Here is a 25,982-nt window from a genome sequence, read left to right as displayed (position 1 = left end):
CCCCTCACTTGGCAAGGGGCGCATGAGCAGAATGTGAAGCCAATAGACGTCCGCAGAACCCGCAGGCGGGATTTACCAGGGCAGCGGCTGACCGTTGAGATCCAGTAGCTGACCCGATTGGGTCAACGATAACCCCTTGATGAGATTGAGCAGTTTCACCGCCACCTCGGCAGGCTCCTGCAATTGCTCCGCAGGCAACTCGCTCAGAAAGGGGGTGTTCATCGGGGACTCCATCAAGCCGGGCGCCACCGCCACCACCCCCGCTTGCGGGAAACGTTGCGCCCACTCGAGGGCCAGAGTTTTCACCCCCATGTCGAGGGCCGCCTTGCTCATCCGGTAGCTGTAACGTCCCCCCTCCTGATTGGCGGTGATGGAGCCCGCCAGATCGGAGATGGCACAGAGCCACAGCGGATGGTCATTGCCCATCAACCGACTGAAACGGGCAGCCAGCGCCAGTGTTGGCCAGGCATTGGCCAGCAGGCTGTCGCACAGCCACTTGGGGTGCACCTCTTCGACCCGCCGCTCTGGCATAAAGCTGACATCGTGCAACAGGCCGATGGTGTTGATCACCACAGTGGGAAGCGGATCGGTGTCGTAGAGGGTAAACAGGGCGTCGAACGAGATGGCGTCCACCTCTTGCAGCGGGAAGAAGGCCCCCATCTCGATCCCTTTTGGATAGGTGCGCCCGGCCAGCAGGAAGGATTCCCCCCTTGCCATCAGCTCTCTTGCCAGCGCCGAGCCCAGCGCACCGCTTCCGAGGATCAAGTAGCTCATCGCCCATTCCATGGAGAGTTATCTTGCTTAGAGCGTATCAGAATAATCAAACGGCCGTGACACGACCAAAGGGTAATATGCCCCTCATCACGCTTCCCCCAGATGGCGGCCAAACTCCCGCGCCAGCGCCAGATCGAGAAAACCGTCCGCTTTCTTGTGGGTGCGCAAAAACTGGTAGTAGGCGAGCAGGGTGACCAGCGCCTCCTCATCGGGCAGCCCAACCCCGGGTTGCTGCTCGCCCAGCAGTTGCTGCGCCGCCGCCAGCGCCTCCCTGTCCACCACTTCCGCCTGACGGTAGAGATAACCGCAGCCGGTTGCCAGCCACTCCAGCGAGCAGTTGGCCCCCATGGCGATCTGGTTGGCCCGCGCCAGGCCAGGCTCGGCTCCCTTCAAATATTTGCGGATCAGCGCTTCACTGAGCCCCACCTTGCGGGCAAAGGCGCTCACGCTCATCTCCCCGATCAGGCTCTGCAAGCGCTCGGCAAATCCTTCCATCCAACTCTCTCCTCTACTCTGCGGTCAGAACCAAAGTTCGAATCATGCCACTGCCCATGATTGCTTTGCCAGCCACATGGGGCCAAGATGCCCGCAGTCATCTATATTGCACATCGTTTTCGCATCGCGTTTTTAAAGGAGTCAACCATGTCTGTATCCCGTGTCGCCCTGCACCCGCAAGGCCCCACCTTCTCTCGCCTCATCATGGGTTACTGGCGCCTGATGGAGTGGCAACTCTCTCCGGCCGCTCTGCTTGATCTGATGAAATATCATCTGGATCTGGGGGTTACCACCATCGATCACGCCGATATCTATGGCGGCTATCAGTGCGAAGAGGCCTTTGGCCACGCCCTGCGCCTCGAACCCTCCCTGCGCGATCGGATGGAGCTCGTCAGCAAATGCGGCATCGCCCTCACCGCCAAGCCGGAGCATGCTCTCAACCACTACAACACTGGCAAGGACCATATCATCGCCAGCGCCGAAGCCTCGCTGCACAAGCTCGGCACCGACCATCTAGATCTGCTGCTGATCCACCGCCCGGATCCCCTGATGAACGCCGATGAAGTGGCCGACGCCTTTATCACCCTGAAACAGGCGGGCAAGATCAAGCACGCCGGGGTATCCAACTTCACCGCTCGTCAGTTCGAGCTACTGCAATCACGCCTCCCCTTCCCGCTGGTCACCAACCAGCTGGAGATCTCGCCGCTTCATCAGGACGGGACCCTCGATGGCACCCTGGATCAGTGCCAGCAGCTTGGCATCAAGCCGATGGCCTGGTCATGTCTCGGCGGCGGCCGACTGTTCAGCGATGACGCCTATGCCCCGCTGCGCGCCGAGCTGGAGCAGACCCGCCAGGAAGTCGGCGCCCGGACTATCGAGCAGGTGGTCTACGCCTGGGTGATGATGCTGCCAAGCCAGCCGCTGCCATTGATTGGCTCCGGCAAGCGTGAGCGGATTGCCGCTGCAGTGGCCGCCGAATCTGTCGCCCTCAATCGCCGGCAGTGGTTCCGCATCCGCAAGGCGGCGCTCGGCTACGACGTCCCCTGATAACAACAAAACATCCAGAAACAAAAACGGCATGGGGGAAACCCATGCCGTTTTTCATTGCCGAGGCACCTTAGCGGTGGCGCTGTTGCGGGCGACCACGGGGAGCATCTGTCTTCGGTTTGGCCTGGTTGACGGTGATGGTACGGCCACCGACTTCAGTGCCATGCAGACCAGCGATGGCCTTTTCGGCATCACCATTGACCGGCATTTCAATAAAACCAAACCCCTTTGACTGGCCGGTATCGCGGTCGATGATGATATCAACCTTGTCGACCTGTCCAAACTGGCTGAACAGGGTTTTCAGTTCGTCGGCCGTCATCCGGTACGACAGATTTCCTACGTAAATCTTCATGCCATCCACTCTCGATTCAAGGTGCCTTCTCTATGCAATTACCAGCATAACGGTAAGGGCACAACCCCTATGCCGGACCTGCCATGGCTTCATGCCGTGGCCTTCTCCACACTGTCTTCAAGTGATTGATCTCTTGGGTTAACAGTGCAGACAAGATCAATTCGAGTCACTGGCAGTATCTGAGCTTTGCCGGGAATTGTCGAGAAAATAGTCGATTCAGGCCGCTTGCAGATTTGACAACCGTTGCGCCAACATCCGGCGACCGTGCCAGGCCCGTTTAAAGCCGAAGCGATAGACCGACGGGCTCACCAGATGCAGCTCCCCCGCCTTGAGATCCAGCAAGGCCATGGCCGCCGCCAGCTGCTCTTCACTCAGCTGCAGATCGAGGCTGAAGTCGAGCCACTGACCGTCATGGCCCACTCGCCGCTCCCGCTCGAGTGCCACCAGCTGGCTGCGGGGCAGCGCCAGCGCCTCATCCTTGTTGCCATTGAGCAGATAGATATGCCGTTCATCCCACCCCAGCTCCGCCAGGCGCCAGGGCTGCCAGCTGCGGGGCAGCGACACCATGATCCCGGTGATGCCACCAAACACCACCCCCACCCAGTTGAGCAGCGCCATGGCGCCCCAGCCATCCCACAAGGAGGCTGCCACCACGCCCCAACTCACCAGCAACAGCAGAAAAATGACACAGCGATAGCGAACCGCTGGCGGCATCAACAGCTGTACCTGCGAATCGGCAAGCAAGGATGTAATACGCATGAAAAGCTCCTGTCATCACGAAATGGCGCCATTGTGAATAGCCATCAGGATGCTGACAAGGGGGTTTTCTTTGTCATCCCCCTATAAAATCAATACCATGGCGTAAATGATTCTCAGTGGAACCCGCGTCTTGACCAGCTCGCAACCCTGTGTGCGCTTTTGTAGCGTCGACAAATTCTATGGCGACTTTCAGGCTCTTCATCACATCGATCTCACCATTGAACGGGGAGAGAAGTGGGTCATCTGTGGCCCGTCAGGCTCCGGCAAATCGACGCTGATCCGCACCATCAACGGGCTGGAGGGGATCGACGGCGGCCAGCTGTGCCTGTTTGGCGAGCCGGTGACCCCCGCCTACCTGCGCCGCCTGCAGGGGCGGGTCGGCATGGTGTTTCAGCAGTTCAACCTCTTCCCCCATATGACGGTGCTGGAAAACCTGATGGTGGCGCCGGTGCATACCCTGGGGCTGCGCCCTCAGGAGGCCAAAGCCCGGGCGCTCGGGCTGCTCGAGCGGGTACGCATTCAGGCTCAGGCTGACAAGTACCCCCACCAGCTCTCCGGCGGCCAGCAGCAGCGGGTCGCCATCGCCCGCTCCCTCTGCATGCAACCCGAGCTGATGCTGTTTGACGAGCCCACCTCCGCCCTCGACCCCGAGATGATCCGCGAAGTGCTCGATGTGATCCGCGAGCTGGCTGACGAGGGGATGACCCTGATCTGCGTCACCCACGAGATGGGTTTTGCCCGTCAGGTGGCGGATCGGGTGCTCTTTATGGACGAGGGCAAGATCATCGAATCGGCCACGCCCGCCCAGCTGTTCAGCGCCCCCCGGCACCCGCGCACCCAGGCCTTTCTCGAACAGGTGCTCAGCTATCATGGCTAGGCTCAGACGCCCCCACCTGCTCGGCTGGTTATCAGGCACAGTCATGCTCTCTCTGCTACTCGGCTGGGCGCTCTATAGCGGCGCTCGCCAGATGGGCTATGAGTGGCAGTGGCCGCGGGTGTTGCCCTTTCTCGGCGAGTGGGATGAGGGGACCTTTTATGCGGGCCCCCTGCTAAACGGCTTGCTGGTCACCCTGCAGGTGGCACTGCTCAGCCTGTTGGGCACTCTGGTGGTCGGGGTGTGCGTGGTCAGCCTGCGGCTGCTCCCCTCCCGGCTCGGCCCCTGGCTCGCCATCGCCTATCTGGCGCTGGTGCGTACCACGCCCCAGCTGGTGCAGCTCTATATTCTCTACTTCTTGCTGGGCCCCATGCTGGGATTGGCCCCCCTTGCCTGCGCCGTGTTGAGCCTCTCCCTCTATCAGGGGGCCTTCACCGCCGAGGTGCTGCGTGCAGGTGTACAGGCCATTCCCAAAGGGCTGTGGGAGGCGGCCCGCTCGCTTGGCCTGTCGCGAACCATCACCCTGCGCAAGGTGATCCTGCCCCAACTGGTACGCATCACCTTGCCGCCGCTGACCAACGAGCTGGTGTCGCTTATCAAACATTCGGCGCTGGTGAGTGTGATCGCCATCTTCGATCTGACCAACGAAGGGCGTACTCTGGTTGCCGATACGTTTCTGACCTTTGAGGTGTGGTTTACCGTGGCCGCCCTCTATTTGCTGTTAACCCTGACGCTGTCAGCCTGTTCACGGGCGCTGGCCCGTCATCTGGATCCGGATCAACAAGGACGCTAACCATGAATTTATCGTTCAAAACCGCCCTGTCGGGCGCAGCCATGCTGTTTACTACCCTGTTTGCCCCTGCGCAATTTGCTCAGGCAGAAGAGCCATCATCCACCCAAGCGCAGATCGAGCAGAGCGGTACCCTGCGGGTCGGCATGTCCACCTTCGCCCCCTGGGCGATGCGCGACAAACAGGGAGCCCTGATCGGTTTCGAGATTGACGTGGCCCATCGCCTCGCCACCGACAACGGCTGGCAGGTGGAGTTCGTTCCTACCGCCTGGGATGGCATCATCCCCTCCCTGCTGGCGAAAAAGTATGACGTCATCATCGGCGGCCTCACCATCACCCCCGAGCGGGAGAAGAGCGTGCGCTTCACCCAGGCCTACTCCCACTCGGGGGTACAGCTGGCCGCCGCCAGCACCTTGGCCAAAGAGAAGAAAACCGTGGCGGACTTCAACCAGCGCGGGGTGATCCTGGCGGTACGCCGCGGCGCCTCGCCGGTACAGGTAGCCAAAGCGCACTTCCCCAAGACCACCCTGCGCCAGTTCGATGACGAGTCACAGGTATTTCAGGAGGTGCTGAACGGTCGCGCCCACGGCGCCCTCTCCTCCTCACCCAAACCCGAACAAGAAGCGCTGCGCCACCCGGATGCCCTCTTTATGCCGTTTGCCAAGCCGCTGGCAGAGGGGAGTGAAGGGTTTGCCCTGCGCAAGGGGGATGATGCTCTGGCTGAACAGTTCAACGAGTGGATCGCCGCCCGTCAGGCCGATGGCTGGCTCAAAGCGCGCCATGACTACTGGTTCAAATCGCTGGCGTGGGAAGCGCAGGTCGCCAACCCCTGATGCTGATTGCCCTCAAACAGACCATCCGGCGCATCAACTGGCTGGATGGGGTGATCGCCCTGCTCCTGCTGCTGGCTGGCCTCTGGCTGGCCAGCCGCTTGCACATCGGGGTGGCCTATCAGTGGCGCTGGCATGAAGCCTTCGATCTGCTGTTCACCCCCGGCCCTCACGGCGAGTTGCCCTACTTTTTCAGCGGTCTGCTCACCACCTTGCGCATCGCCCTGCTCGGCATGGTGCTAGCGCTGCTGCTCGGCACTGCTTTGGGAGTAGCCGCCTTCAGCCGCCGCCCCTGGCTGGTGATGCCCGCGACCCTGTTTATCCAGCTGATCCGCAATCTGCCACCGCTGGTCTTTATCTTCATCTTCTACTTTTTTATCGCCAACCAGCTGCTGCCCGCGAGCGGCCTCTCCCGCTGGCTCGGCACCGTTTCGCTCTCCCCGTGGCAAGAGGCGCTGTTTGGCCCACCTGCCCGCTGGGAAAACCTCATCTCAGGCACCCTCTGCGTTGGCATGATCAGCGCGGCCTTCGTCGCCGAGATCGTCCGCGCCGGGCTGGCCGCCATCCCCCGTGGCCAGTGGGAAGCGGCGCAGAGCCTCGGGCTCTCCCCCTGGGTGCGGCTACGCCATGTGATCCTGCCGCAGGCCATGCTGCTGATGCTGCCCCCCCTGACCGGCCAGCTCATCGCACTGGTGAAGGATACCGCCATCGTCTCTCTTATCTCGGTGCAGGAGCTCACCTTCGTCGGTACCGAGATGGCCAACTCCAGCGGACTGGTCTACGAGAGCTGGCTGCTGGTGGCCGCAGCCTATTTATTTATATGTTTGAGTCTGTTCGTACTGCTGAGCCGACTCGAAGCAAGACAAGGAGCACGCAAATGCTGACGTCCCTGTTGCTGGCGACCGTATTGCAAGCGGAAGCCATCGGCGGTTATGCCGCCGGTTGCCTGAAAAACGGCGTATCCCTGCCCCTCGAAGGGCCGGGTTATCAGGTGATCCGCACCAAGCGGCTGCGCTACTACGGCCACCCCGACCTTATCCACTACCTGCAGGCGCTGGCCAGCCAGACCCGCATGGCCGGGCTGCCGGATCTCTACATCGCCGATCTGGCAATGGCCCGTGGCGGCCCCTTTACCTCCGGCCATCGCAGCCACCAGACCGGCCTTGATGCCGATATCTGGTTTCGTATGGCCAACCGCCCCATCAGCAAGTGGGAGCAGGATGCCCCCAAGGAGTGGGCGCTGATCGATGAACCCCGCTACAAGATGTTGCCGGGGCGCTTTGGCCCACAGCAGCTCACCCTGCTGCGGCTGGCGGCCAGCAAACCCGAGGTAGCCCGCATCTTTGTCAATCCGGTGATCAAATCCGCGGTCTGCCAACAGGCTGGTGATGAACCCTGGGTCGCCAAGCTGCGCCCCTGGGTGGGCCACTTCAGCCACTTCCACGTACGGCTGCGCTGCCCGGTGGGTAGCCCGGATTGCGAGCCCCAGGCCCCCATTCCGCCCGGCAACGGCTGCGGGGAAGAGCTGGTCTCCTGGCTCAAGGACAAGCCCCAACTGCCCAAGGTCTCCGGCATCAACAAGCGACCCGAGCTACCTGCGCGTTGTGGCAACTGACCCCAAGCTGGTATGGTGATGCACTCTTGGTCGTGCACCATCCATGGCGCACTATCGGCTCGAAATTTCAAAGGAGAACAACAAGATGGCCACATCACTCTGGCGCAGAACCACGCAGAGCCTGTTGACCCTGACCCTGCTATTCGGCCTGACCGGCTGCGGCATGAACAATATTCCGACCCTGGATGAGCAGGTCAAGGCGAGCTGGGGACAGGTGGAGAACCAGTATCAGCGCCGCGCCGATCTCATTCCCAATCTGGTGGCGACCGTCAAGGGCTACGCCAGCCATGAGCAGGAGACCCTCAAGGCGGTCACCGATGCCCGCGCCCGGGTCGGCAGCGTGCAGGTGAGCGATCCTGCCCAGCTCAAGGAGTTTGAAGCGGCGCAGAACCAGCTCTCCAGCGCCCTCTCCCGCCTGATGGTGGTGGTAGAGCGCTACCCCGAGCTGAAAGCAGACCAGCAGTTCCTTGCCCTGCAGGCCCAGCTGGAAGGCACCGAAAACCGCATCTCGGTGGCCCGCCGCGACTATATCGAGGCGGTGCGCCAGTTCAATACCGAGATCCGTACCTTCCCCGGCGTCATCTGGTCCAAATTGCTCTACTCGGATCTGGAGGCCAAACCCAGTTTCAGTGCCAAACCCGGTGCCGATGAGGCGCCCAAGGTCAGCTTCCAATGAAGATGATGCTGCGTGCACTGCTCCCTTTTCTGCTGCTCTGGACGGCGGCGCTGCAGGCCGCGCCGAACTTTCCGGCCCTAAGCGGACGGGTGGTGGACGAGGCGGCGCTGATGTCTCGCAAACAGGCCCATCAACTGACCCAACAGCTGGCCGCCTTTGAAAAACGCAGCGGTATCCAGCTGGTGGTGGTCTCCGTTGACAGCCTCGATGGGGAGACCATCGAGGAGTACGGCTATCAGCTCGGTCGCCACTGGGGGATCGGCCAGAAAGGCAAGAACAACGGCGTGCTGTTGCTGATTGCTCAGGATGAGCGCAAGGTGCGGATCGAGGTGGGATACGGGCTGGAAGGCGCCCTGCCCGACGCCATCGCCGCCAACATCATCCATGGTCGCATCCTGCCTGCCTTCAAGCGCGGCGATATGGTGGCCGGGATCATGGCGGGCAGCCAGAGCATCATGAAGGCACTCGCCGGTGAATATCAGCCAGTCGAGCAGCAGAAGGATGAGACATCCGGTGGCCCCTGGCTGTTTATTCTGGTGGTGATTGCGATGATCGTGCTCCACAACCTGCGCGGGGGCGGCGGCGGTGGGCCGGGAGGACGACGTCGGGCGGCCTACATGGCCGGTGGATTTGGTTCCGGCTCCTTTGGTGGTCGCTCTGGCGGCGGATTCAGCGGTGGCGGTGGCAGTTTTGGCGGCGGCGGAGCCTCCGGTGGCTGGTAACAGGAGTAAAGAGACAAATCATGATTTCTAAACAGTTCTTCCACACGCTTCAGGCCAAGGTGCGCGAAGCGGAGCTAGAGACTGATGCTGAACTGGTCACCGTGCTGGCACCGGCCAGCGATGGCTATCGCTACATTCCCACCCTCTGGGCGGCGCTGCTGGCGATGCTCACCCCGCTGCTGGTGTTCCAGCTCGGCTTCTGGCTCGGCTGGTACGAGATCCTGCTGGTGCAGTGGTCGGTCTGGCTGTTGCTGAGCCTGCTGTTCCACTGGACTCCCATCAAGATGCGGCTGATCCCGAAGAAAGTGCGTCAGCACCGGGCGGCGCTGATGGCCCGTCTGCAATTTGTCGAGCAGGGACTGCACCGCACTCGCGACCGGCTCGGGGTGCTGATCTTCGTCTCTGCCGCCGAGCACTATGTGGAGATCCTGGTAGATGACGGCATTGCCCAGCATATCGACAATGGCCAGTGGCAGCAGATCATCGACGACTTCGTGGTACGAGTGAGCAACAAACAAATCGAACAGGGTTTTCTGGAATGCGTAGAGCGCGTCAGCGCCATTCTGACCGACGCCTTCCCGGCCACCCGGGATCAAAACGAGCTGCCGGACAGTCTGATCATCCTCGACAAGCCCTGATCCGGTTTAAAAAACCGGCATTCTGCACAAGGGTTAGGCATTCGGAAAAGATTATGAAAAATAAGGGGAAAAGAGGTTGACCCACACAGCCCTTTCCCCTAAATTACGCCCCGTTCCAGCGCAACAGCGCAGTGAACACCGTGTTGGCTGAACACGTTAAACCACAGACCAAAATTTGGTGAGGTGTCCGAGTGGCTGAAGGAGCACGCCTGGAAAGTGTGTATACGGCAACGTATCGAGGGTTCGAATCCCTCCCTCACCGCCAAATTTAAAAAACCGACCTCAGGGTCGGTTTTTTGCTTTCCGGCAAACGCAAACACCTATGCCGACAACTGAGCATGAGCCACACAGTGGCGGATCATCCACGCGCTCACCACCCCGGTTCGCAAAGCCCTGATGGCAACATCAGGACTGTTCGTATTTCCAGCTCACGTCCCCCTATCCTGCTCTTGTGATTGCCCAACCCGACAAACGTTCCCTCTGTCACGGCGCAGTGCAACAAGGTGATTGCAAGGCCATCTCATTAGCGCAACACACCTCCCCTTGCGAATGTTACTCAGCGCCCATTAATTGCTCAGCGATTGGATATCATTTTGAAAAACTGATACTTAAGTAGCTACACTAGCCATTATCAACATGCAGGGACGTGTAAAAAATGAGTTTGATTGGCTTGGTACTGGCGTTGATCGCCATCCTTGGCGGCAACATGATCGAGGGTGGTCACCCCAGTGCACTGCTCGATCTGCCCGCATTCCTTATCGTAATCGGCGGCACCATTGGTGCTGCGCTGACCCAGTTTCCTTTCTCCGTCGTCGGCAGCACCTTGAAGCGCTTCAAATGGCTGCTCTCCCCCCTCAAACTCGACATGCTGGAACAGGCCCAGTTGCTGGAGACCCTGGCTGGCAACGCCCGCCGCAGCGGTATGCTGGCGCTGGAAGGGATGATCGAGGAGATCAAGGATCCCTTCCTGAAGAAAGGGGTGCAGATGATGGTCGATGGCTACGAGAAGAACAAAATCCACGAGGTACTGGAGAACGAGATCGAATTTGAACAGGAAGATCTCGAACAGACGGTCAAATTCTATGAAGCCATGGGGGGCTACTGCCCGACCATGGGGATCGTCGGCGCGGTATTTGGCCTGATCCACGCCATGGGTCTGCTGGATGCCCCGGACAAGCTGGGTGGCGCCATCGCGGTGGCCTTTATCGCCACCATCTACGGGGTATCCGCCGCCAACCTGATCTTCTTGCCGTTCGGCAACCGCTACAAGGGGTTTGCCCACCAGATCCGCCACTACAAGGAGATGACCCTGACCGGCATTCTCTGCATCGTGGATGGCGAGTCCCAGGCACGCCTGCAAGTTACCCTCGAACCTTATCTGGGAGGCCATGGTGGCCAAAAAGAAAAAAGCTGAAGCGCCGGAGAACCACGAACGCTGGCTGGTCTCCTATGCCGACTTCATGACCCTGCTGTTCGCCCTGTTTGTGGTGCTCTACTCCTTTGCCATGGCCAAGCAGTCCGAAACGCGGGTGCTTATCCAGGGCTTTATCGAGTCACTGGGTAAAATCGGCCTCATCTCCCCGCCTGCCGGCTCACCCGTGATGCAGGGCGGTACCGGCATTCTTGAACCGGAATCGAAGACCACCCCCAGCAGCTCGGAAAAAGAGACCCTGCTGGATAAAGAGGCACAACCCGCAGCATCGGACCCCTTCAACGAGACCATAGGTGCCTCGGAAAAACCGAGCGCCACCGAATCCTGGCCCCACAAGACCAAGGAGCAGGAGTGGGTGCAGGTGACCAAGCAGAAGCTGGAACAGCAGCTCAAGGCACAGATCGAATCCAAGGATCTGGAGGTCGAGCAGCTTGGCAGTCAGCTGGTGATCCGCATCGGCGAGAAGGCGCTGTTCCCCTCCGATTCGGCGTTCCTGCAACCCCAGTTCGTCCCGCTGGTCCACAAGATTTCCGGCATTCTGGCCAATATTCCGGGGCAGGTGGTGGTCACCGGTCATACCGACAACTCCCAGGCGCCGGTGGAGCTCTATCGCAACAACTGGGAGCTCTCGGTGCTGCGGGCCTCCTCCATCGTGCAGACCATGCTGGCCAACCCCCAGCTGGATGCCAGACGGGTCATTGCCCAGGGAGTTGCCGACACCCAGCCCCGTTTCGCCAATGACACCCCCGAACATCGCCAGGCGAACCGCCGGGTCGATATCACCCTCTCCCAAGGCAAGGCAGCAGAAGAGTCGCTGCAACTGCTCAAACCCTGATCACCCTGCTCCCGCCTCGCGCGGGAGTTTCTTTTTAAAAACAAATAACTCAGTAATATCAACATCATAAGATCTTAATGATAATGATTGCCATTTATTGTCAAGTGGTCAGGCCTCTGCAATAATGCCGCCCCTCAGGCTTAAATAAAAACAATTATCATTATGAACAAACTGCTTCAGGCATGGCCGGCACTCCTGTGTGCCTCGGCTGGCGCGGCCGATCTTCCCCCTGTGGAGAAGGCGCGCAGCGACGACACCATCATTGTCACCGGGCAACGGGTACAACAGAAACTCTCCGATGTCTCCAGCTCCATCACCGTCATCACCCAGGAAGAGCTGGACCGTCAGGTCGCCAGCGAGCTGACCCATGTGTTTCGCAAGATCCCCGGCGTCTCGGTCACCGGCTCTGCCGGGCGCCCGCAAAACATCAGCGTGCGCGGCATCGGCGGCAACCGCATCCTGCTGATCAAGGATGGTGTGCGCGTCAGCGACGGTTTTGGCGCCGACAACATCAATGACAAGGTGGGGCGCTTCAACTTCGATCTCGATGACATCAAGCAGATTGAGGTGGCCAAGGGGGCCGGCTCCTCCCTGCATGGCTCCGATGCCATCGGCGGCACCGTGGTGATGAATACCAAGCAGCCGGAAGATTATCTGCAACAGCAAGATAGCTATCTGGCGGCCAAGACCCTCTACGGTGGCGACAGCAACAAGAAGAAGCTCAGCATGACCGGCGCGGCGCGGGCGCTGGAGAGCGAACATCTGTTGCGCCTCTCCGGCTGGCGCGGCAATGAAACGGCCAACTTTGAGGAGAACCGCATTCCGGCGGATCTGGATGGCATGAGTGCCTCCACCAGCAGCCGCCTCCCCCTCAATGCCCATCACGCCCTGCGACTGGATCTGGACTACTACGAGGATCACGCCAAACGCCTGATGGGCCCCAAGGCGGTGCCTCAACCCGATGGCAGCTGGGATGTGGTCGGCTTTCAGGAAAACAGTGATCAACGTACTCAGGGCGGCAAGTTCAGCTGGGAAGCCAACGATCTGGGCATGGTCGACACCCTCAACTGGAGCCTGTTTGGCAACCAGTCCCGCAACGAGGCCAACCAGCGCCAGCTGCTACGCAACGATGCCCTGAGCGGCTATCCCAGATATCGCAGCCAGCGCACCCTCTCCACATTCGAGGAGCTGCGCCTTGGCAGCGAGCTGGAGCTGCAGAGCAAGCTGACCACCGGCGCACTGGATCACACCTTCAGCTACGGTGTGGAGCTGGAGCAGGCCAACCACGAGCGGCCGGTCAGCAATCTGACCCTGGAAGATGGCATCACCACCCAGGGACAGAAAGCCCCCTTCAGCAAGGCCGAGACCCGCCGCGATGGCATCTGGCTGAGCGATGTGATCGATCTGGGCAGCTGGCAGTTTACCCCGACCCTGCGCTTTGACCGCCAGCGCCTGCGCGCACCGGACAGCAATCTGGCCGAGAACCACAGTGACCACATCTCCCCCAGTGTGGCGGCCAGTTACCGCTTCAACGAGACATGGCGCAGCTGGCTCAGCTATGCCAACGGCTTCCGCGCCCCCGCTTACGATCAGGTTTACGGCAACATTCCCCACTACTTTGCCATGCCGCCGTTCGAGATCATTGCCAACCCCAACCTCAAGGAGGAGACCAGCCACAGTCTGGAGTGGGGAGTGAATGGCCAAAGTGACAACTGGAGCGTCAAACCGGCCGTTTTCTACAACCGCTACTACAACTTCATCGACTGGCGCCAGACCGGTTTCCGCCTCGATGACGGTGTCTTCCTGCGCCAGTATCGCAACGTCGCCAAAGCAGAAACCTGGGGCGCCGAGCTAGCCGCCAGCCTCTGGCTGAGCGACGAGTGGGAGCTTTCGACCAATCTGGCCTGGATGGATGGCAAGGATCACCGCGGCGAGCCGCTGCGCACCCAGACACCGCTGGAAGGCAACACCACCCTGCGCTGGCAACAGCTCGACTGGGGGGTTGAGCTCAGTGGCAACTATGCCGCCGCCATGACCAAGGTGCCCCAGTGCGCCAGCGCCCAGACTGGCTACAGCGGTGCCTGCCAGAGCAGCACAGGCTGGTTCAGCCTGGATCTCACCGGCGACTGGCAGATCACCGAGGCACTCAAGGTCAATGCCACCATCGGCAACCTGCTCGATACCCGCTACGTCCGCTATCAGGATGTGGCCGGACTCCCGGCTGGCAGCGACACCTCCCTTTACAGCCAGAGCGGCCGCTACCTGTCAGCCAGCCTCAGCTACCGTTTCGTGGGGATGTGATGACGCATCATGCAATCATGGCGGCCCTGTTGGCCGCCCCGTTGGCGTGGGCGCAAGAGGCCCTGCCACCGCCGATCCCATCCCAATCACACCTGATTTCGGGCAATCCCGTACGCCAGGATCCCTACTTCTGGTTGCGGGACGAGAGCCGCAGCAACCCGGCCATTCTCGCCCTGCTCAAGCAACAAAATCGCTGGAGCGAGCAGCAACTCGCCGCGCAGCAGCCGCTGGAAGCGACCCTGCGCGCCGAGTTTGCCCGCCATCCGGCGGGGGAACCTGTGCCGGACAACTGGCTTGTGCGCGGCGATCAGGCATGGCAGCTGCGCCCGGACGGCTCTCTCTGGCAACGCCACGGGGTCAAGGTACAGCAACGGCTGCCCGCCAGAGCCGGTGAGGGCTATTACGAAGCGGGCGGCTGGGCCCTGAGCCCGGATAACCGCACACTGGCCATCGCCGAAGACAGGCGCGGCGATCTCGACTATCAGATCACCCTGCTCGATCTCCAGAGCGGCCAGGCGCTGGCCAGCTTGCCGCAGCGCAGCGCCGATCTCGCCTGGTCACAAGATGGTCGCACCCTCTACACCATCGCCAACGAGCGCTATACCCTGCGCCCCTGGCAGTTGCGCGGCTGGCAGGATGGCCAGGAGCAGACTCTCTATGAGGAGCAGGATCCCGCCTGGCTGCTCAGCCTCTATCGCACCACGGATGGCCAGCATCTGGTGTTGCAGGGTAACAATCACGACAGCTCGGAGCAGTACCTGCTCGACTCGGGCAAGCCGCAGCAGGTCAAACCCCGCCAGCGCGGGGTGGAATACTATCTGGACAGCCAATCCGGCTGGGTGATCAAGAGCAACCGGGAGGGGGCATTTGCCCTCTACTCAGCCAACACGCCGCTCGGTGAGTGGCAGCGCCTGTGGCCCGCCAAAGGGGAAGATCTCGGCGATCCCGACAAGTGGCGGCTGTTTGATCGTCATCTGGTGGTGCAGTTTCGCCAGCAGGGGGAGGATTGGCTCGCCCTGCTCGATCGCAACGGCCATGAACGCCAGCGCCTGCCGCTGGCCAGTGGCGCCGGTACCGGCTGGCTGCAAGGAGAACATGACCCGGCCAGCGACCGCATTCTGGTGCGCAGTCAGGGCTTGAGCCAGCCCCCCGGCCAGCGCTGGCTGGATTTAAACAGCAGCCAGTGGATCAACGACCGGCACACCTCAGGCAATAAAGCATTGCCCTATCAGAGCGAGCGGCGCTGGGTCACCTCCGCCGATGGCACCCGGGTGCCTGTCTCGCTGGTGTGGCGCAAGGATCTGGCCCCTCGCGCCGTACTGCTCTACGGCTATGGCGCCTATGGCACGCCGATGCGCCCCTACTACCAGAAAGAACTGTTAAGCCTGCTGGATCGGGGTTTTGTCTACGCTATCGCCCATGTGCGCGGCGGCGGCATGCTGGGGGAGCAGTGGACCCGCGACGGACGGGGCATCCACAAGCAGAACGGCATCAGCGACTTTATCGCCGCAGGTAGCACCCTGCGCCACTGGTCGCCCGACGCAGCCCCCCTTCCCCTGTTTGCCATGGGGGGCAGCGCGGGGGGTACGCTGGTCGCTGCGGCCCTCAACCAGCAACCGACGCTCTTTAGTGGCGCCGTGTTGCAGGTACCCTTCGTCGATATGCTCGGCACCATGAGCGATCCTGCCCTCCCCTTGACCCGTCAGGAGTATCAGGAGTGGGGCAATCCGGCCAAGCCCGCAGAGTATCAGGCGATGCGTCGCATCAGCCCCTACGACAACCTGCACCGCGCCCCCTACCCGCCCCTGCTGGTCACCACCGCCCTGCACGACAGCCAGGTCCCCTACTGGGAGCCGGTCAAATGGCTGGCCCGCCTGCGGGAGCACAGTACCGGAGCCGGCCCCTACCTGCTGCTGACCGAACTGGAGGGGGGCCACCGTGCCGGTGGTGGCGATCGGGCTCGTGAATTTGCCTTCTTGTTGCATCTGGCGGGGATCAATCAATGACCCTGCCGCTGATTGGGAGTACCACTATGAAACCCCTGTTGCCCGCCCTCTTGCTGGGGTTGGCTGGCTTTGCCACCGAGGCCGCCGAACTGCGTTTTGTCGAACAGGACGCCCCGGCCGATCCCCGCCTCTGGCTCGAACAGCAGCTCGGCGTCACCTTGAGTGATGCCCCGGCCTATCAGCGCCAAGGCAAGCTGGGCCACTATCTGCATTATCGCCAGCAGCTCAATGGCGCACCGATCGCCGGCCTCATGGCCGCCGTCAGTCTCGATGAGCAGGGTCGCCCGTGGCGTCTCTATCACAATACCCGACTGATGCAGGCACAGGCGACGCCATGTGACGACACCAGCCGCGCCGGGGTGGATGCCTATACCGCCACGCTGGATGGTGCGGTGTGGCAATTCACCGGCAGTGACGAAGCCCAGCCCTGGTACTGGCAGGATGGCGACACCCTGACCCCCGCCTGGCGCCTGCTGGCGGTGGAAAGCCAGCCCGGCAACAGCAAGAGCAGCCACTGGCAACTGTTTGTCACTTGCGATGGCAGCGCCCTGCTGGGGCGCACGCTGCAAGAGGCCAGCACCCGAGCCGAACCGGCCCCGCTGGCAGGGGAAACGGCCACGGTGCAGGCCCGCATCTTTGCCCTCGATCCACGCACCCAGCTGCAAGATGGCAACCTGCTGTGGCGCCACGATCTGGTGCTGGACAACGGGGCCTATCGCACCGTCCCGCTCACGGTACAAAAGGTGGATGACACCTACCTGCTGAGCGGCCCTCGCGCCCGGGTCGTTGATGGCACGGCGCCGGAAACCGTTCCCTTTAGCAGCCCTGATGCCGATGGCTTCCAGCTGGATCATCAGCAGCCCGCCTTCCTCGATATCAATGGCTACTACCATCTGGATCTGGCCCAGCGCCATGTGGAATCCCTTGGCTACCCAACACTGATGGGTGGTCCTCTGGCCATCGATACCGATGCCGGGGAGCAGGACAACTCCCTCTATGATCCCTTCTTGCGCCGGTTGGAGATTGGCCGGGTCGGGGTGCCCGATGCAGAAGATCCCATGGTGATCTGGCACGAGTTTGGCCATGCGGTGCAGCACCATATCCTGCCCGACATGGGAGACGAGGGTGACTGGGGCGCCATCGGCGAGGGCTTTAGCGACTATCTGGCCGCCAGCTGGCGCCAGCGCAGTCCAGAGGCTCGCCAGTTCGAGCCTTTCATGGTCTTCAACTGGGATGCCAGGATCAGCGGCCGGACGCCGCGTCAGCTCGATGATCTGCGGGCGCGCTATCACCCGGGTTTCCTCTATCCGGCTCACCTCACCATCAACGGCAGCAACGGCGACCAGCTGTGGGGCACCCCGCTCTTCACCGCGCTGCGCCGGGCCGTTGAACAGTATGGCGAGGTAGCCCGTAACGAGTTCGATACCCTGCTGATTGAATCCCACTTCGGCCTCGGCCCGCAGATGCGGATGCCCCAGCTGGCGCGGGTCACCGTGGATACCGCCAACCGTCTCTATCCGGACCGCAGCTATGGCAAGCTGCTGGAGCAGGCCTTCCGCCACCACGCCCTGCTACCCACCCCCATCGCGGCCCGCCTTGCCGATGACAGCTACCTGCTGCCCGGGGAGAAAAAGAGCCTCGCCATCGAATTGACCAACCAGAGCGGCCGCCCCCTGACCGTTACTGACGCCAGCCTGCTCCCGACCAAGGGGATCATGGGTGACGGTCACTGGCAGGGAGAGCTCAACGCCGATGGCACCGCCCGCTGGATCCTGCCGCTGGAAACGGCGAGCAACCTGACCTGTGGCGAGGCAGTCACCTTGCCGCTGCAGTTCCAGCTCACCCTGCCCAGTCCCACCGAGCGCCAGACCCGCCTTGACCTGCAACTGCCGATCGGTGAACCGCTCTGGCAACGGGCCATCGGCCAGGGTGGCCAGATCAAGGATGCGGTGAGCGATGAACGGCACGGCCTGTCCCGCTTCACTCTCACCCTGCCCGAGAGCAAGGCCCGCATCGACAGCGGATTCGTGGTCGCCCTCGATCTGGAGCACAGCAAGCTGGAACAGCTGGAGATCTGGCTCACCTCCCCTTACGGTACCCGGATCAGTCTGTGGAACAAGGGTTACGCCAGCCATACCCAGCTCAAGGGGGAGTTCCCCCGTGAACTGGTACCGTTCGAATCACTCGATAAGCTGCACGGCGAACCGCTCGCTGGCCGCTGGCTGCTGGAGATCAACGATACCAGCGCCGGTGACACCGGTCAGTTGCGCAACTGGCGTGTCGCCCAGCAAGTCGGCGCCCGCTGCGACAAGGATGAAGCCCTGCCCACCACCGGCATCATCCCCCTTGAGCAGGATGAAGGAGGTGGCGGCACGGCTTCCCCCCTGCTGCTGTTGCTGGCCCTGTGGCCACGTCTCTGGCGCCGGAGCAGCCCGCGCCGTTGAATCCTGTACCACGGGGGTCACCGCCCCCGTGAACCTGTGACCGAATCAAGGAATGTGAAGTGAAACCATCCGTACTGGTTATTGCAACCCTCTCAGCCCTGCTCAGCGCCTGTGGCGGCGGGGAAGATAACGCACCACTGGCGATCCCGGACTACCGGGTCGATGTCGCCCTGCCGACCGCCGGTACCCTGTGCGCCGATCTGGATCAGAACTGGCAGTGTGACCCTGCCGACCCTGCCGTCAGCGGCGAAGGAGCGGTGGCCCTTGTCAGCCGCTCGGCCAACATCGTCAACTCGCCCCTGCTGTTCGTGCCGCGTAGCGGAGGGCTGCTGCTGGCACATCCGGCCGCCAAAGGGGAGCCACAACGGCTGCAACCAACCCTGCTCAGTACCCTGTGGCAGAGCCGCATTGCCGAAGGGGTGGCCGCCGATCGCGCACTGTCACTGCTGCTGGCCGATCTCGCACCGCTGCAACCGGGCAGCGACCGCGCAGCCCTCGCAGGTCTCGGCCAGTTTGATCAGGCGCTACAGCAGGTGGCGATCAGCTTGCAGCAACAGGCCCGCACACGCCTTGCCACCGCCAAGGAGACCCAGTTGCTTACCACCAGCTATCGCGCCATCAGCCTGATGCTGGGGCAGCTGGCTTCAGAGTGGCAACGCAACGGCCAATTTTCCGAAGAGACCCAAAGCGAACTGCTGACCCTGCTGGTGCAACAGCAGCCACGCAACCTGTTGACCGTCACCGGCGTCACCACCTTCAGCGATGGCAACGATCCGCTGCTGGAACGGGAACCCGACGACTATCCGGGACAAGATGCCAGCTGGAATCGCACTCGTCCCCAGCTTGCCTATCGCAAGCTCGATGATCGCGGTCAGGCGCTCCCCGACAACGCGCCGAGCTGGCAGTGCGTCAAGGATCTCAATACCGGTCTGGTGTGGGAGGTCAAATCGGATGATCCCTTGAGCCCGGCCTGGAAAAGCAGACCCTTTGCCTATGAGGATGAGCAACTCACAGCGACCGCAGGCGAGCAGCAAGAGGCCTACCAGCATATTCATAACAGGATCGAACAGCTCACCGCCGAAGGGGATCTGGCTGCCCTCGCCCGGGCACAGGCGCTGACCACCATGCTGACCACCCGCGCGTATCAGCAGTGGCTCAATGGCGAGCAGCGCTGCGGCATCAGCCAGTGGCGGTTGCCCACCATGAGCGAGCTGATGTCACTGATGCACTACGGTAGCCTGGCCAAGGACCCGCTGGGTCAACGCATCATCGTGGATACCCGTTACTTCCCTGATGTCGCCCCCTCGGAAGATGGCTTCTTCCATGGTTACTTCTGGAGCGCCACCAGCAACACCGCCCAGCGCTTCTCCGGTGGCCCCATCAGCAAACGCACAGCCCTGTTCCTGGGAGACGATGCGGGCACCACCTATCCCGCGCTGGTGCAGCAAGATACCTATATCGAACTGATGCAGGTACGACTGGTCGCCACTCCCCAATAATCCGAGGAATATCATGAGCCTTTATCGCTTTTCGTTCGCCATGCTGGCACTGCTGGCCCCCCTGGCCCACGGTGCTGCCATTTGTGATGACACCATGGATCGCACCGCCCCCTCTGCCCGTTTTCTTGACCATGGCAACGGCACCGTCACGGATCAACACACCGGCCTCACCTGGATGCGCTGCAAACTGGGGCAAACATGGAATGGCAGCAGTTGCCTGGGGGAACCGACCGTTTACTACTGGCAGCAGGGGTTGCAAGTGGCGGAGCGGATCCGCAGTGACAGCAGCCATGCACTCTATCACTTCGGCGGTGTCAGCCAGTGGCGCCTGCCCGACATCAAGGAGCTGGCGACCCTGGTCGAGCATGCCTGCTACAAACCCTCCCTCAATGAAGCCATTTTCCCGCGCGCCATGGCGGGGGGCGGTAAAGAGGTCAATGAGGGCTATGTCTATCTGATGAGCAGCACGGTAACCTCCGCCAATGGCCAGCGGGCGTATCTGGATATCACCTCGGGAGATATCGGTTTACGCGTCATTGGCGCCTACCCGGATCAGGTCTTGCTGGTTGCCAATAAACCCTGACCGCACCGCGCTCGACACCGGAACGTGATGACAGGAGAGGCTTGCGAGCCTCTCTTTTTATTGCTTTTTGATCGTGCCCGTCTCACCCGACCCCACTTTTCTCACCCCGGCTTTCCCTACCCGTAATACCGATCAGACCTGGCTTTACTCTCGGCATTTACCCCTTTCAGGTGATGACGAGGAGCAGGGTTCTGCGCTTTCCAAGCCTTTCCCGCCTCCCATAACCAACAAAAAAGTGCGCTTCTTAACAAAATTTAATTACCAGTTAACCGATTAATAATTAACCCATAAAAATGACATGTAAATCAGTACGAAAGTGTCATAATGCGTAACATTATTGTTAAGTCACTTGATTAAATTGGTTAGGAAAAACCTCTATGTTTGCTGATATTTCTGCTCAACATTGGGCTTTTGCCATTTATGTCATCGGTGCCATCACCATCTGTCTGGTGATGATAGGTCTCGCCGCCCTGTTGGGGGGCCGTGCCTACGGCCGTACCAAGAACAAACCATTCGAATCTGGTGTCGACTCGGTCGGCAGTGCCCGTCTGCGTTTTTCCGCCAAGTTCTATCTGGTCGCCATGTTCTTCGTCATCTTCGACGTCGAGGCGCTCTACCTGTTTGCCTGGTCCGTTTCCGTGCGCGAAAGCGGCTGGGTCGGCTTTATTGAAGCCACCATTTTCATCGGACTGCTGCTTATCGGCCTGATCTACCTCTGGCGCATCGGCGCACTGGACTGGTCACCGCGCAAACCGCAGCTGAACAACAAAAACAGTGATTGAACCACAGACCCTTTCCTTGAGGTTGCACCATGAAGTACACCCTGACCCGGATTGACCCGGATGCACCCGTTGAGCGCTACCCCCAGGAGCAGCGCCAGACCGTCGATGACCCACTGGCGCAAGAAGCGACGCGTGGCATCATGATGGGCCGTCTCGAGGAGGTGCTGCAAGACACAGTCAACTGGGGCCGCAAAAACTCCCTCTGGCCTTACAACTTCGGCATCTCCTGCTGCTACGTAGAGATGTGTACCGCCTTCACCTCCCCCCACGATGTGGCCCGCTTCGGCGCCGAAGTGATCCGCGCTTCGCCGCGTCAGGCCGACTTCATGGTGATTGCAGGGACCCCCTTCATCAAGATGGCACCGGTCATCCAGCGCCTGTATGAACAGCTGCTCGAACCCAAGTGGGTGATCTCCATGGGGGCCTGTGCCAACTCCGGCGGCATGTACGACATCTACTCAGTGGTGCAGGGGGTGGACAAGTTCCTGCCGGTCGATGTCTACATTCCGGGTTGCCCGCCCCGTCCCGAAGCCTTTTTGCAAGCCCTGATGCTGCTGCAGGACTCCATCGGCAAAGAGCGCCGCCCCCTCTCCTGGGTGGTGGGCGATCAGGGGATCTACCGTCCCCAGATGCAGGCCGAAAAAGAGCGCAAGCGCGGCGAACGGATCAATGTGACCAACCTGCGCACGCCGGATGAGATCTGACCATGAAACTGACTCGTGATTTTCCCAGCAATTACGCCATGGCCCAGTGGCAGCCCAGCGACCACCAGGATGCCAAAGTCATTGGCGAACTGTTTGCCCACTTCGGGGCCGAGCACTTCACCGTGCAGACCACGCGCACCGGCGTGCCGGTGGTCTGGCTCCCCCGCGAGCTGCTGCAGGATGTGATGGGCTTTTTGCGCAAGGTACCCTCCCCGTTCGTGATGCTGTTTGATCTCAGCGCCACCGACGAGCGGCTGCGCAGCCATCGCGACGGTCTGCCGCCAAGCGACTTCACCGTTTTCTATCACCTCATCTCCATCGACCGTAACGCCGATGTGATGTTGAAAGTGGCGCTGGCCGAGAGTGACCTGCATCTGCCCACCATCACCAACCACTTCCCCAATGCCAACTGGTATGAACGGGAAGTGTGGGATCTGCTGGGCATCACCTTTGATGGCCACCCCCACCTGACCCGCATCATGATGCCCAAGAGCTGGCAGGGTCACCCGCTGCGCAAAGATTACCCGGCGCGCGCCACCGAATTCGATCCCTTCATGCTCGATGCCGCCAAACAGGACATGGAGCAGGAGAACCTGCTGTTCAAACCGGAAGAGTGGGGACTGGCCCGCGGCAACGAGAACGAGGACTACATGTTCTTGAACCTCGGCCCCAACCACCCCTCTGCCCACGGCGCCTTCCGTCTGGTATTGCAACTCGATGGCGAGGAGATCCGTAACTGTGTGCCCGATATCGGCTACCACCATCGCGGTGCCGAGAAGATGGGCGAGCGCCAATCCTGGCACAGCTACATCCCCTATACCGACCGGGTCGAGTATCTGGGCGGGGTGATGAACAACCTTCCTTACGTGTTGGCGGTCGAGAAGCTGGCCGGCATCAAAGTGCCGCAGCGGGTCGACATGATCCGGGTGATGATGGCGGAGCTGTTCCGCATCCAGAGTCACCTGCTGTTCCTCGGGACCTATATTCAGGACGTGGGGGCCATGACGCCGGTCTTCTTCACCTTCACCGACCGGCAGAAGATCTACACCATCATCGAAGCGATCACCGGTGCCCGCATGCACCCGGCCTGGTTCCGCATCGGCGGTGTCGCCCACGACTTACCGAAGGGATGGCAGCGACTGGTACAGGACAACCTGCTGAGCTGGCTGCCCAAACGCTTGATGGATTACGAAAAAGCGGCGATGCGCAACAGCATTCTGCGCGGTCGAACCATAGGCGTCTCTGCCTACACCACCGAGCAGGCGTTGTCCTGGGGCACCACGGGGGCCGGATTGCGGGCCACCGGCCTCAACTTTGACGTGCGCAAGTGGCGCCCCTATTCGGGCTATGACCAGTTCGACTTTGAAGTGCCGGTCGGCAGCAATGGCGATGCCTACGACAGAGCCACCGTGCGGATCGAGGAGATCCGCCAGAGCATGTCGATCATCGAGCAGTGCATGAAGAACATGCCGGAGGGCCCCTTCAAAGCGGATCACCCCCTCACCACGCCGCCGCCAAAAGATCGCACCCTGCAAGACATCGAGACCCTGATCAACCACTTCCTGCAAGTGTCGTGGGGTCCGGTGATGCCCGCTGCCGAGTCGTTCCAGATGATTGAGGCGACCAAGGGGATCAACAGTTATTACCTGACCAGCGACGGCTCGACCATGAGCTACCGGACCCGGATCCGCACCCCGAGCTTTGCTCACCTGCAACAGATCCCCTCGGTGATCAAGGGCAGCATGGTGTCGGACCTCATCGTCTATCTGGGCAGTATCGATTTCGTTATGTCGGATGTGGACCGTTAAGTGATCCCGCCTCCCGGCCATGGTCGGGAATTGGGATCGCCGGACGAGCAGTAAAAGGACAAGCCACCAAAGGTCAAGTCATGAGCCAGCAATGTCAGTGTCACAATAATCAGACCCCACAGGGGCAAGGGGCATGCAGCAGCAAACAGGGCGACTTCGCTCTGAGCCAGGCTGAACGCGATGCCATCGAACACGAGAAACACCACTACGAAGATCCCCGCGCCGCCAGCATCGAAGCGCTCAAGATCGTGCAGCAGGCCAGAGGCTGGGTACCCGACGGCGCCATTCATGCCATCGCCGCCGAGCTCGGCATTCCCGCCAGCGACGTGGAGGGGGTCGCCACCTTCTATAGCCAGATCTTCCGCCAGCCGGTGGGGCGCCATATTATCCGCGTCTGCGACAGCATGGTCTGCTACATCAATGGCCATGAAGAGCTGATGGCCGGTCTCAAGGAGGTGATGAACCTCGGCCCCGGTCAAACCACCCCGGATGGCCGCTTCACCCTGCTGCCGGTCTGCTGCCTTGGCAACTGCGATAAGGGGCCAGCCATCATGATCGATGACGACACCTATGGCGGCCTCGATCCGGTGACCTTGCTGAAAACCCTGGAGGCTTACCCATGAGCCTGCCGCAAAACAAGATCCTCGCCTCCCTCGGCACCGCCAACCGCATCCCCCGCGCCCCCGAGACCCACCCGCTCACCTGGCGGCTGCGGGATGACGGCCAGCCGGTGTGGCTGGAGGAGTATCAGGCCAAACAGGGCTATGACGCCGCCCGCAAGGCGCTCGGCCAGATGAGCCCGGACGAGATTGTCAGCGCCGTCAAGGATGCTGGCCTCAAGGGGCGTGGCGGCGCGGGCTTCCCCACTGGCGTGAAGTGGGGGCTGATGCCCAAAGACGAGAGCATGAACATCCGTTACCTGCTCTGCAACGCCGACGAGATGGAGCCCAACACCTGGAAAGATCGCCTGCTGATGGAGCAACTGCCCCATCTGCTGATCGAGGGGATGATCATCAGTGCCCGGGCGCTCAAGGCCTATCGCGGCTATATCTTCCTGCGCGGCGAGTATGTCGATGCTGCCATCCACCTGCGCCGCGCGATGGAAGAGGCCAAGACCGCCGGTCTGCTGGGCAAGAACATTCTGGGCTCGGGCTTTGATTTCGAGCTGTTCGTCCACACTGGCGCCGGTCGCTACATCTGTGGCGAAGAGACGGCGCTGATCAACTCGCTGGAAGGGCGACGCGCCAACCCGCGCGCCAAACCCCCCTTCCCCGCCGTCTCCGGCGTCTGGGGCAAGCCCACCTGCGTCAACAACGTCGAGACCCTCTGCAACGTCCCCGCCATCATCGGCAACGGGGTCGCCTGGTATCACGGACTGGCGCTGCCGGGCTCGGAAGATCACGGCACCAAGCTGATGGGCTTCTCCGGCAAGGTAAACAACCCCGGGGTCTGGGAGCTGCCCTTTGGCATCACTGCCCGCGAGCTGTTTGAAAATTACGCCGGTGGCATGAGAAGCGGCTATCGCCTGAAAGCCTGGCAACCGGGCGGTGCGGGCACCGGCTTCTTGCTGCCGGAGCACCTCGATGCGCAGATGTATACCGCCGGTATCGGCAAGGTAGGCACCCGAATGGGGACCGGCCTCGCCATGGCGGTGGATGACTCCATCAGCATGGTGAGTCTGCTGCGCAACATGGAGGAGTTCTTCGCCCGCGAGTCCTGCGGCTGGTGCACGCCCTGCCGCGACGGCCTGCCCTGGAGCGTCAAGCTGCTGCGGGCACTGGAGCGTGGCGAAGGGCAATCCGGCGATCTGGCGACTCTGGAGCAGCTCTGCGGCTTCCTTGGCCCGGGCAAGACCTTCTGCGCTCACGCACCGGGTGCCGTCGAGCCGCTGGCCAGCGCCATCAAATATTTCCGCTCCGAATTCGAGGCCGGGATCAAAGGCAGCGGCGATAACCGCAAGCCGGTCAAGGGGATCCAGCCCAATCTGCTGGGCGAGCGCTGGTAACGACACCACAG

Annotated in this window: 25 protein-coding genes and 1 tRNA gene; 22 read left to right on the top strand and 4 right to left on the bottom strand. The window is 61.4% G+C overall.

Annotation, left to right across the window (positions count from 1 at the left end):
• Positions 1-72: 72 nt before the first annotated feature.
• Both I6G90_RS03440 and I6G90_RS03435 read right to left on the bottom strand, forming a co-directional pair.
• Complete coding sequence (locus tag I6G90_RS03440; protein WP_197929755.1) at positions 73-774, bottom strand: SDR family oxidoreductase; 702 nt, start codon at positions 772-774, stop codon at positions 73-75.
• An 87-nt stretch (positions 775-861) separates the two neighbouring features.
• Positions 862-1,269 carry a helix-turn-helix domain-containing protein gene (locus I6G90_RS03435; protein WP_033137628.1) on the bottom strand — a complete coding sequence of 136 codons (408 nt, stop codon included), beginning with the start codon at positions 1,267-1,269 and terminating at the stop codon, positions 862-864.
• A gap of 147 nt (positions 1,270-1,416) precedes the next feature.
• On the opposite strand from I6G90_RS03435, the gene I6G90_RS03430 reads away from it, so the two are divergent.
• The gene (locus tag I6G90_RS03430) at positions 1,417-2,316 is read left to right on the top strand and encodes an aldo/keto reductase (RefSeq protein WP_197929754.1); all 900 of its coding nucleotides are present in this window, start codon (positions 1,417-1,419) and stop codon (positions 2,314-2,316) included.
• Positions 2,317-2,386: 70 nt separating this feature from the next.
• Here I6G90_RS03430 and I6G90_RS03425 read toward each other — a convergent pair whose 3' ends face one another.
• A complete protein-coding gene (locus I6G90_RS03425; RefSeq protein WP_013723828.1) occupies positions 2,387-2,635 on the bottom strand; it encodes an RNA recognition motif domain-containing protein in 249 nt (82 codons plus the stop codon).
• Between the two features lie 249 nt (positions 2,636-2,884).
• Positions 2,885-3,427 (bottom strand): hypothetical protein, encoded by a 543-nt coding sequence (locus I6G90_RS03420; protein ID WP_197929753.1) that lies wholly within the window; start codon positions 3,425-3,427, stop codon positions 2,885-2,887.
• A gap of 106 nt (positions 3,428-3,533) precedes the next feature.
• On the opposite strand from I6G90_RS03420, the gene I6G90_RS03415 reads away from it, so the two are divergent.
• The 21 genes from I6G90_RS03415 (at position 3,534) to nuoF (ending at position 25,971) form a co-directional block, all read left to right on the top strand.
• Positions 3,534-4,304: an amino acid ABC transporter ATP-binding protein gene (locus I6G90_RS03415; protein ID WP_197929752.1), complete on the top strand. Its 771-nt coding sequence runs from the start codon at positions 3,534-3,536 to the stop codon at positions 4,302-4,304.
• On the top strand, positions 4,297-5,094 hold the full coding sequence (locus I6G90_RS03410) for an amino acid ABC transporter permease (protein WP_197929751.1): 798 nt from the start codon (positions 4,297-4,299) through the stop codon (positions 5,092-5,094). Before I6G90_RS03415 ends, I6G90_RS03410 begins: the two co-directional genes overlap by 8 nt.
• A 2-nt stretch (positions 5,095-5,096) precedes the next feature.
• Entirely contained in the window at positions 5,097-5,924 is an 828-nt protein-coding gene (locus I6G90_RS03405; RefSeq protein WP_197929750.1) for a transporter substrate-binding domain-containing protein, read from the top strand.
• Positions 5,924-6,805, top strand: a complete 882-nt coding sequence (locus tag I6G90_RS03400) for an amino acid ABC transporter permease (RefSeq protein WP_197929748.1) — start codon at positions 5,924-5,926, stop codon at positions 6,803-6,805. Before I6G90_RS03405 ends, I6G90_RS03400 begins: the two co-directional genes overlap by 1 nt.
• Positions 6,799-7,536: a penicillin-insensitive murein endopeptidase gene (gene mepA / locus I6G90_RS03395; RefSeq protein ID WP_197929746.1), complete on the top strand. Its 738-nt coding sequence runs from the start codon at positions 6,799-6,801 to the stop codon at positions 7,534-7,536. Before I6G90_RS03400 ends, mepA begins: the two co-directional genes overlap by 7 nt.
• Positions 7,537-7,621: 85 nt before the next feature.
• Complete coding sequence (locus I6G90_RS03390; RefSeq protein ID WP_197929744.1) at positions 7,622-8,212, top strand: LemA family protein; 591 nt, start codon at positions 7,622-7,624, stop codon at positions 8,210-8,212.
• Positions 8,209-8,934, top strand: coding sequence for a TPM domain-containing protein (locus I6G90_RS03385; RefSeq protein ID WP_197929742.1), 726 nt, complete (start codon positions 8,209-8,211; stop codon positions 8,932-8,934). Before I6G90_RS03390 ends, I6G90_RS03385 begins: the two co-directional genes overlap by 4 nt.
• Before the next feature lie 20 nt (positions 8,935-8,954).
• Positions 8,955-9,572 carry a TPM domain-containing protein gene (locus I6G90_RS03380; protein ID WP_197929740.1) on the top strand — a complete coding sequence of 206 codons (618 nt, stop codon included), beginning with the start codon at positions 8,955-8,957 and terminating at the stop codon, positions 9,570-9,572.
• A 177-nt stretch (positions 9,573-9,749) separates the two neighbouring features.
• Positions 9,750-9,837, top strand: a tRNA-Ser gene (locus I6G90_RS03375).
• Between the two features lie 390 nt (positions 9,838-10,227).
• Positions 10,228-10,986: a flagellar motor protein gene (locus I6G90_RS03370; RefSeq protein WP_075112536.1), complete on the top strand. Its 759-nt coding sequence runs from the start codon at positions 10,228-10,230 to the stop codon at positions 10,984-10,986.
• Positions 10,961-11,839 carry a flagellar motor protein MotB gene (locus I6G90_RS03365; RefSeq protein WP_058053349.1) on the top strand — a complete coding sequence of 293 codons (879 nt, stop codon included), beginning with the start codon at positions 10,961-10,963 and terminating at the stop codon, positions 11,837-11,839. Before I6G90_RS03370 ends, I6G90_RS03365 begins: the two co-directional genes overlap by 26 nt.
• Before the next feature lie 162 nt (positions 11,840-12,001).
• Positions 12,002-14,140 (top strand): TonB-dependent hemoglobin/transferrin/lactoferrin family receptor, encoded by a 2,139-nt coding sequence (locus I6G90_RS03360; RefSeq protein ID WP_197929739.1) that lies wholly within the window; start codon positions 12,002-12,004, stop codon positions 14,138-14,140.
• Positions 14,140-16,146 carry a prolyl oligopeptidase family serine peptidase gene (locus I6G90_RS03355; protein ID WP_197929737.1) on the top strand — a complete coding sequence of 669 codons (2,007 nt, stop codon included), beginning with the start codon at positions 14,140-14,142 and terminating at the stop codon, positions 16,144-16,146. The genes I6G90_RS03360 and I6G90_RS03355 overlap by 1 nt, the downstream gene beginning before the upstream one ends.
• Positions 16,143-18,590 (top strand): proprotein convertase P-domain-containing protein, encoded by a 2,448-nt coding sequence (locus tag I6G90_RS03350; RefSeq protein ID WP_197929736.1) that lies wholly within the window; start codon positions 16,143-16,145, stop codon positions 18,588-18,590. The genes I6G90_RS03355 and I6G90_RS03350 overlap by 4 nt, the downstream gene beginning before the upstream one ends.
• A gap of 59 nt (positions 18,591-18,649) precedes the next feature.
• Positions 18,650-20,089, top strand: a complete 1,440-nt coding sequence (locus I6G90_RS03345; protein WP_197929735.1) for an Lcl C-terminal domain-containing protein — start codon at positions 18,650-18,652, stop codon at positions 20,087-20,089.
• A 13-nt stretch (positions 20,090-20,102) separates the two neighbouring features.
• Positions 20,103-20,672, top strand: coding sequence for an Lcl C-terminal domain-containing protein (locus tag I6G90_RS03340; protein ID WP_197929733.1), 570 nt, complete (start codon positions 20,103-20,105; stop codon positions 20,670-20,672).
• A 377-nt stretch (positions 20,673-21,049) separates the two neighbouring features.
• Positions 21,050-21,454 carry an NADH-quinone oxidoreductase subunit A gene (locus I6G90_RS03335; RefSeq protein WP_005344919.1) on the top strand — a complete coding sequence of 135 codons (405 nt, stop codon included), beginning with the start codon at positions 21,050-21,052 and terminating at the stop codon, positions 21,452-21,454.
• A gap of 29 nt (positions 21,455-21,483) precedes the next feature.
• The gene (locus tag I6G90_RS03330) at positions 21,484-22,158 is read left to right on the top strand and encodes a NuoB/complex I 20 kDa subunit family protein (protein ID WP_005344917.1); all 675 of its coding nucleotides are present in this window, start codon (positions 21,484-21,486) and stop codon (positions 22,156-22,158) included.
• 2 nt (positions 22,159-22,160) lie between these two features.
• Positions 22,161-23,966: an NADH-quinone oxidoreductase subunit C/D gene (gene nuoC, locus I6G90_RS03325; protein WP_197929732.1), complete on the top strand. Its 1,806-nt coding sequence runs from the start codon at positions 22,161-22,163 to the stop codon at positions 23,964-23,966.
• Positions 23,967-24,046: 80 nt separating this feature from the next.
• Entirely contained in the window at positions 24,047-24,589 is a 543-nt protein-coding gene (nuoE, locus tag I6G90_RS03320; RefSeq protein WP_111808369.1) for an NADH-quinone oxidoreductase subunit NuoE, read from the top strand.
• Positions 24,586-25,971, top strand: coding sequence for an NADH-quinone oxidoreductase subunit NuoF (gene nuoF, locus I6G90_RS03315; RefSeq protein WP_197929730.1), 1,386 nt, complete (start codon positions 24,586-24,588; stop codon positions 25,969-25,971). The genes nuoE and nuoF overlap by 4 nt, the downstream gene beginning before the upstream one ends.
• The last annotated feature ends 11 nt before the right edge of the window (positions 25,972-25,982 follow it).

The sequence above is a fragment of the Aeromonas allosaccharophila genome, from assembly GCF_016026615.1.
In the GTDB taxonomy this organism is placed as follows: Bacteria; Pseudomonadota; Gammaproteobacteria; order Enterobacterales; family Aeromonadaceae; genus Aeromonas; species Aeromonas allosaccharophila.
The sequence above is the reverse complement of the archived record's forward strand: the minus strand, read 5'-3'. Positions and strand labels throughout refer to the sequence as shown.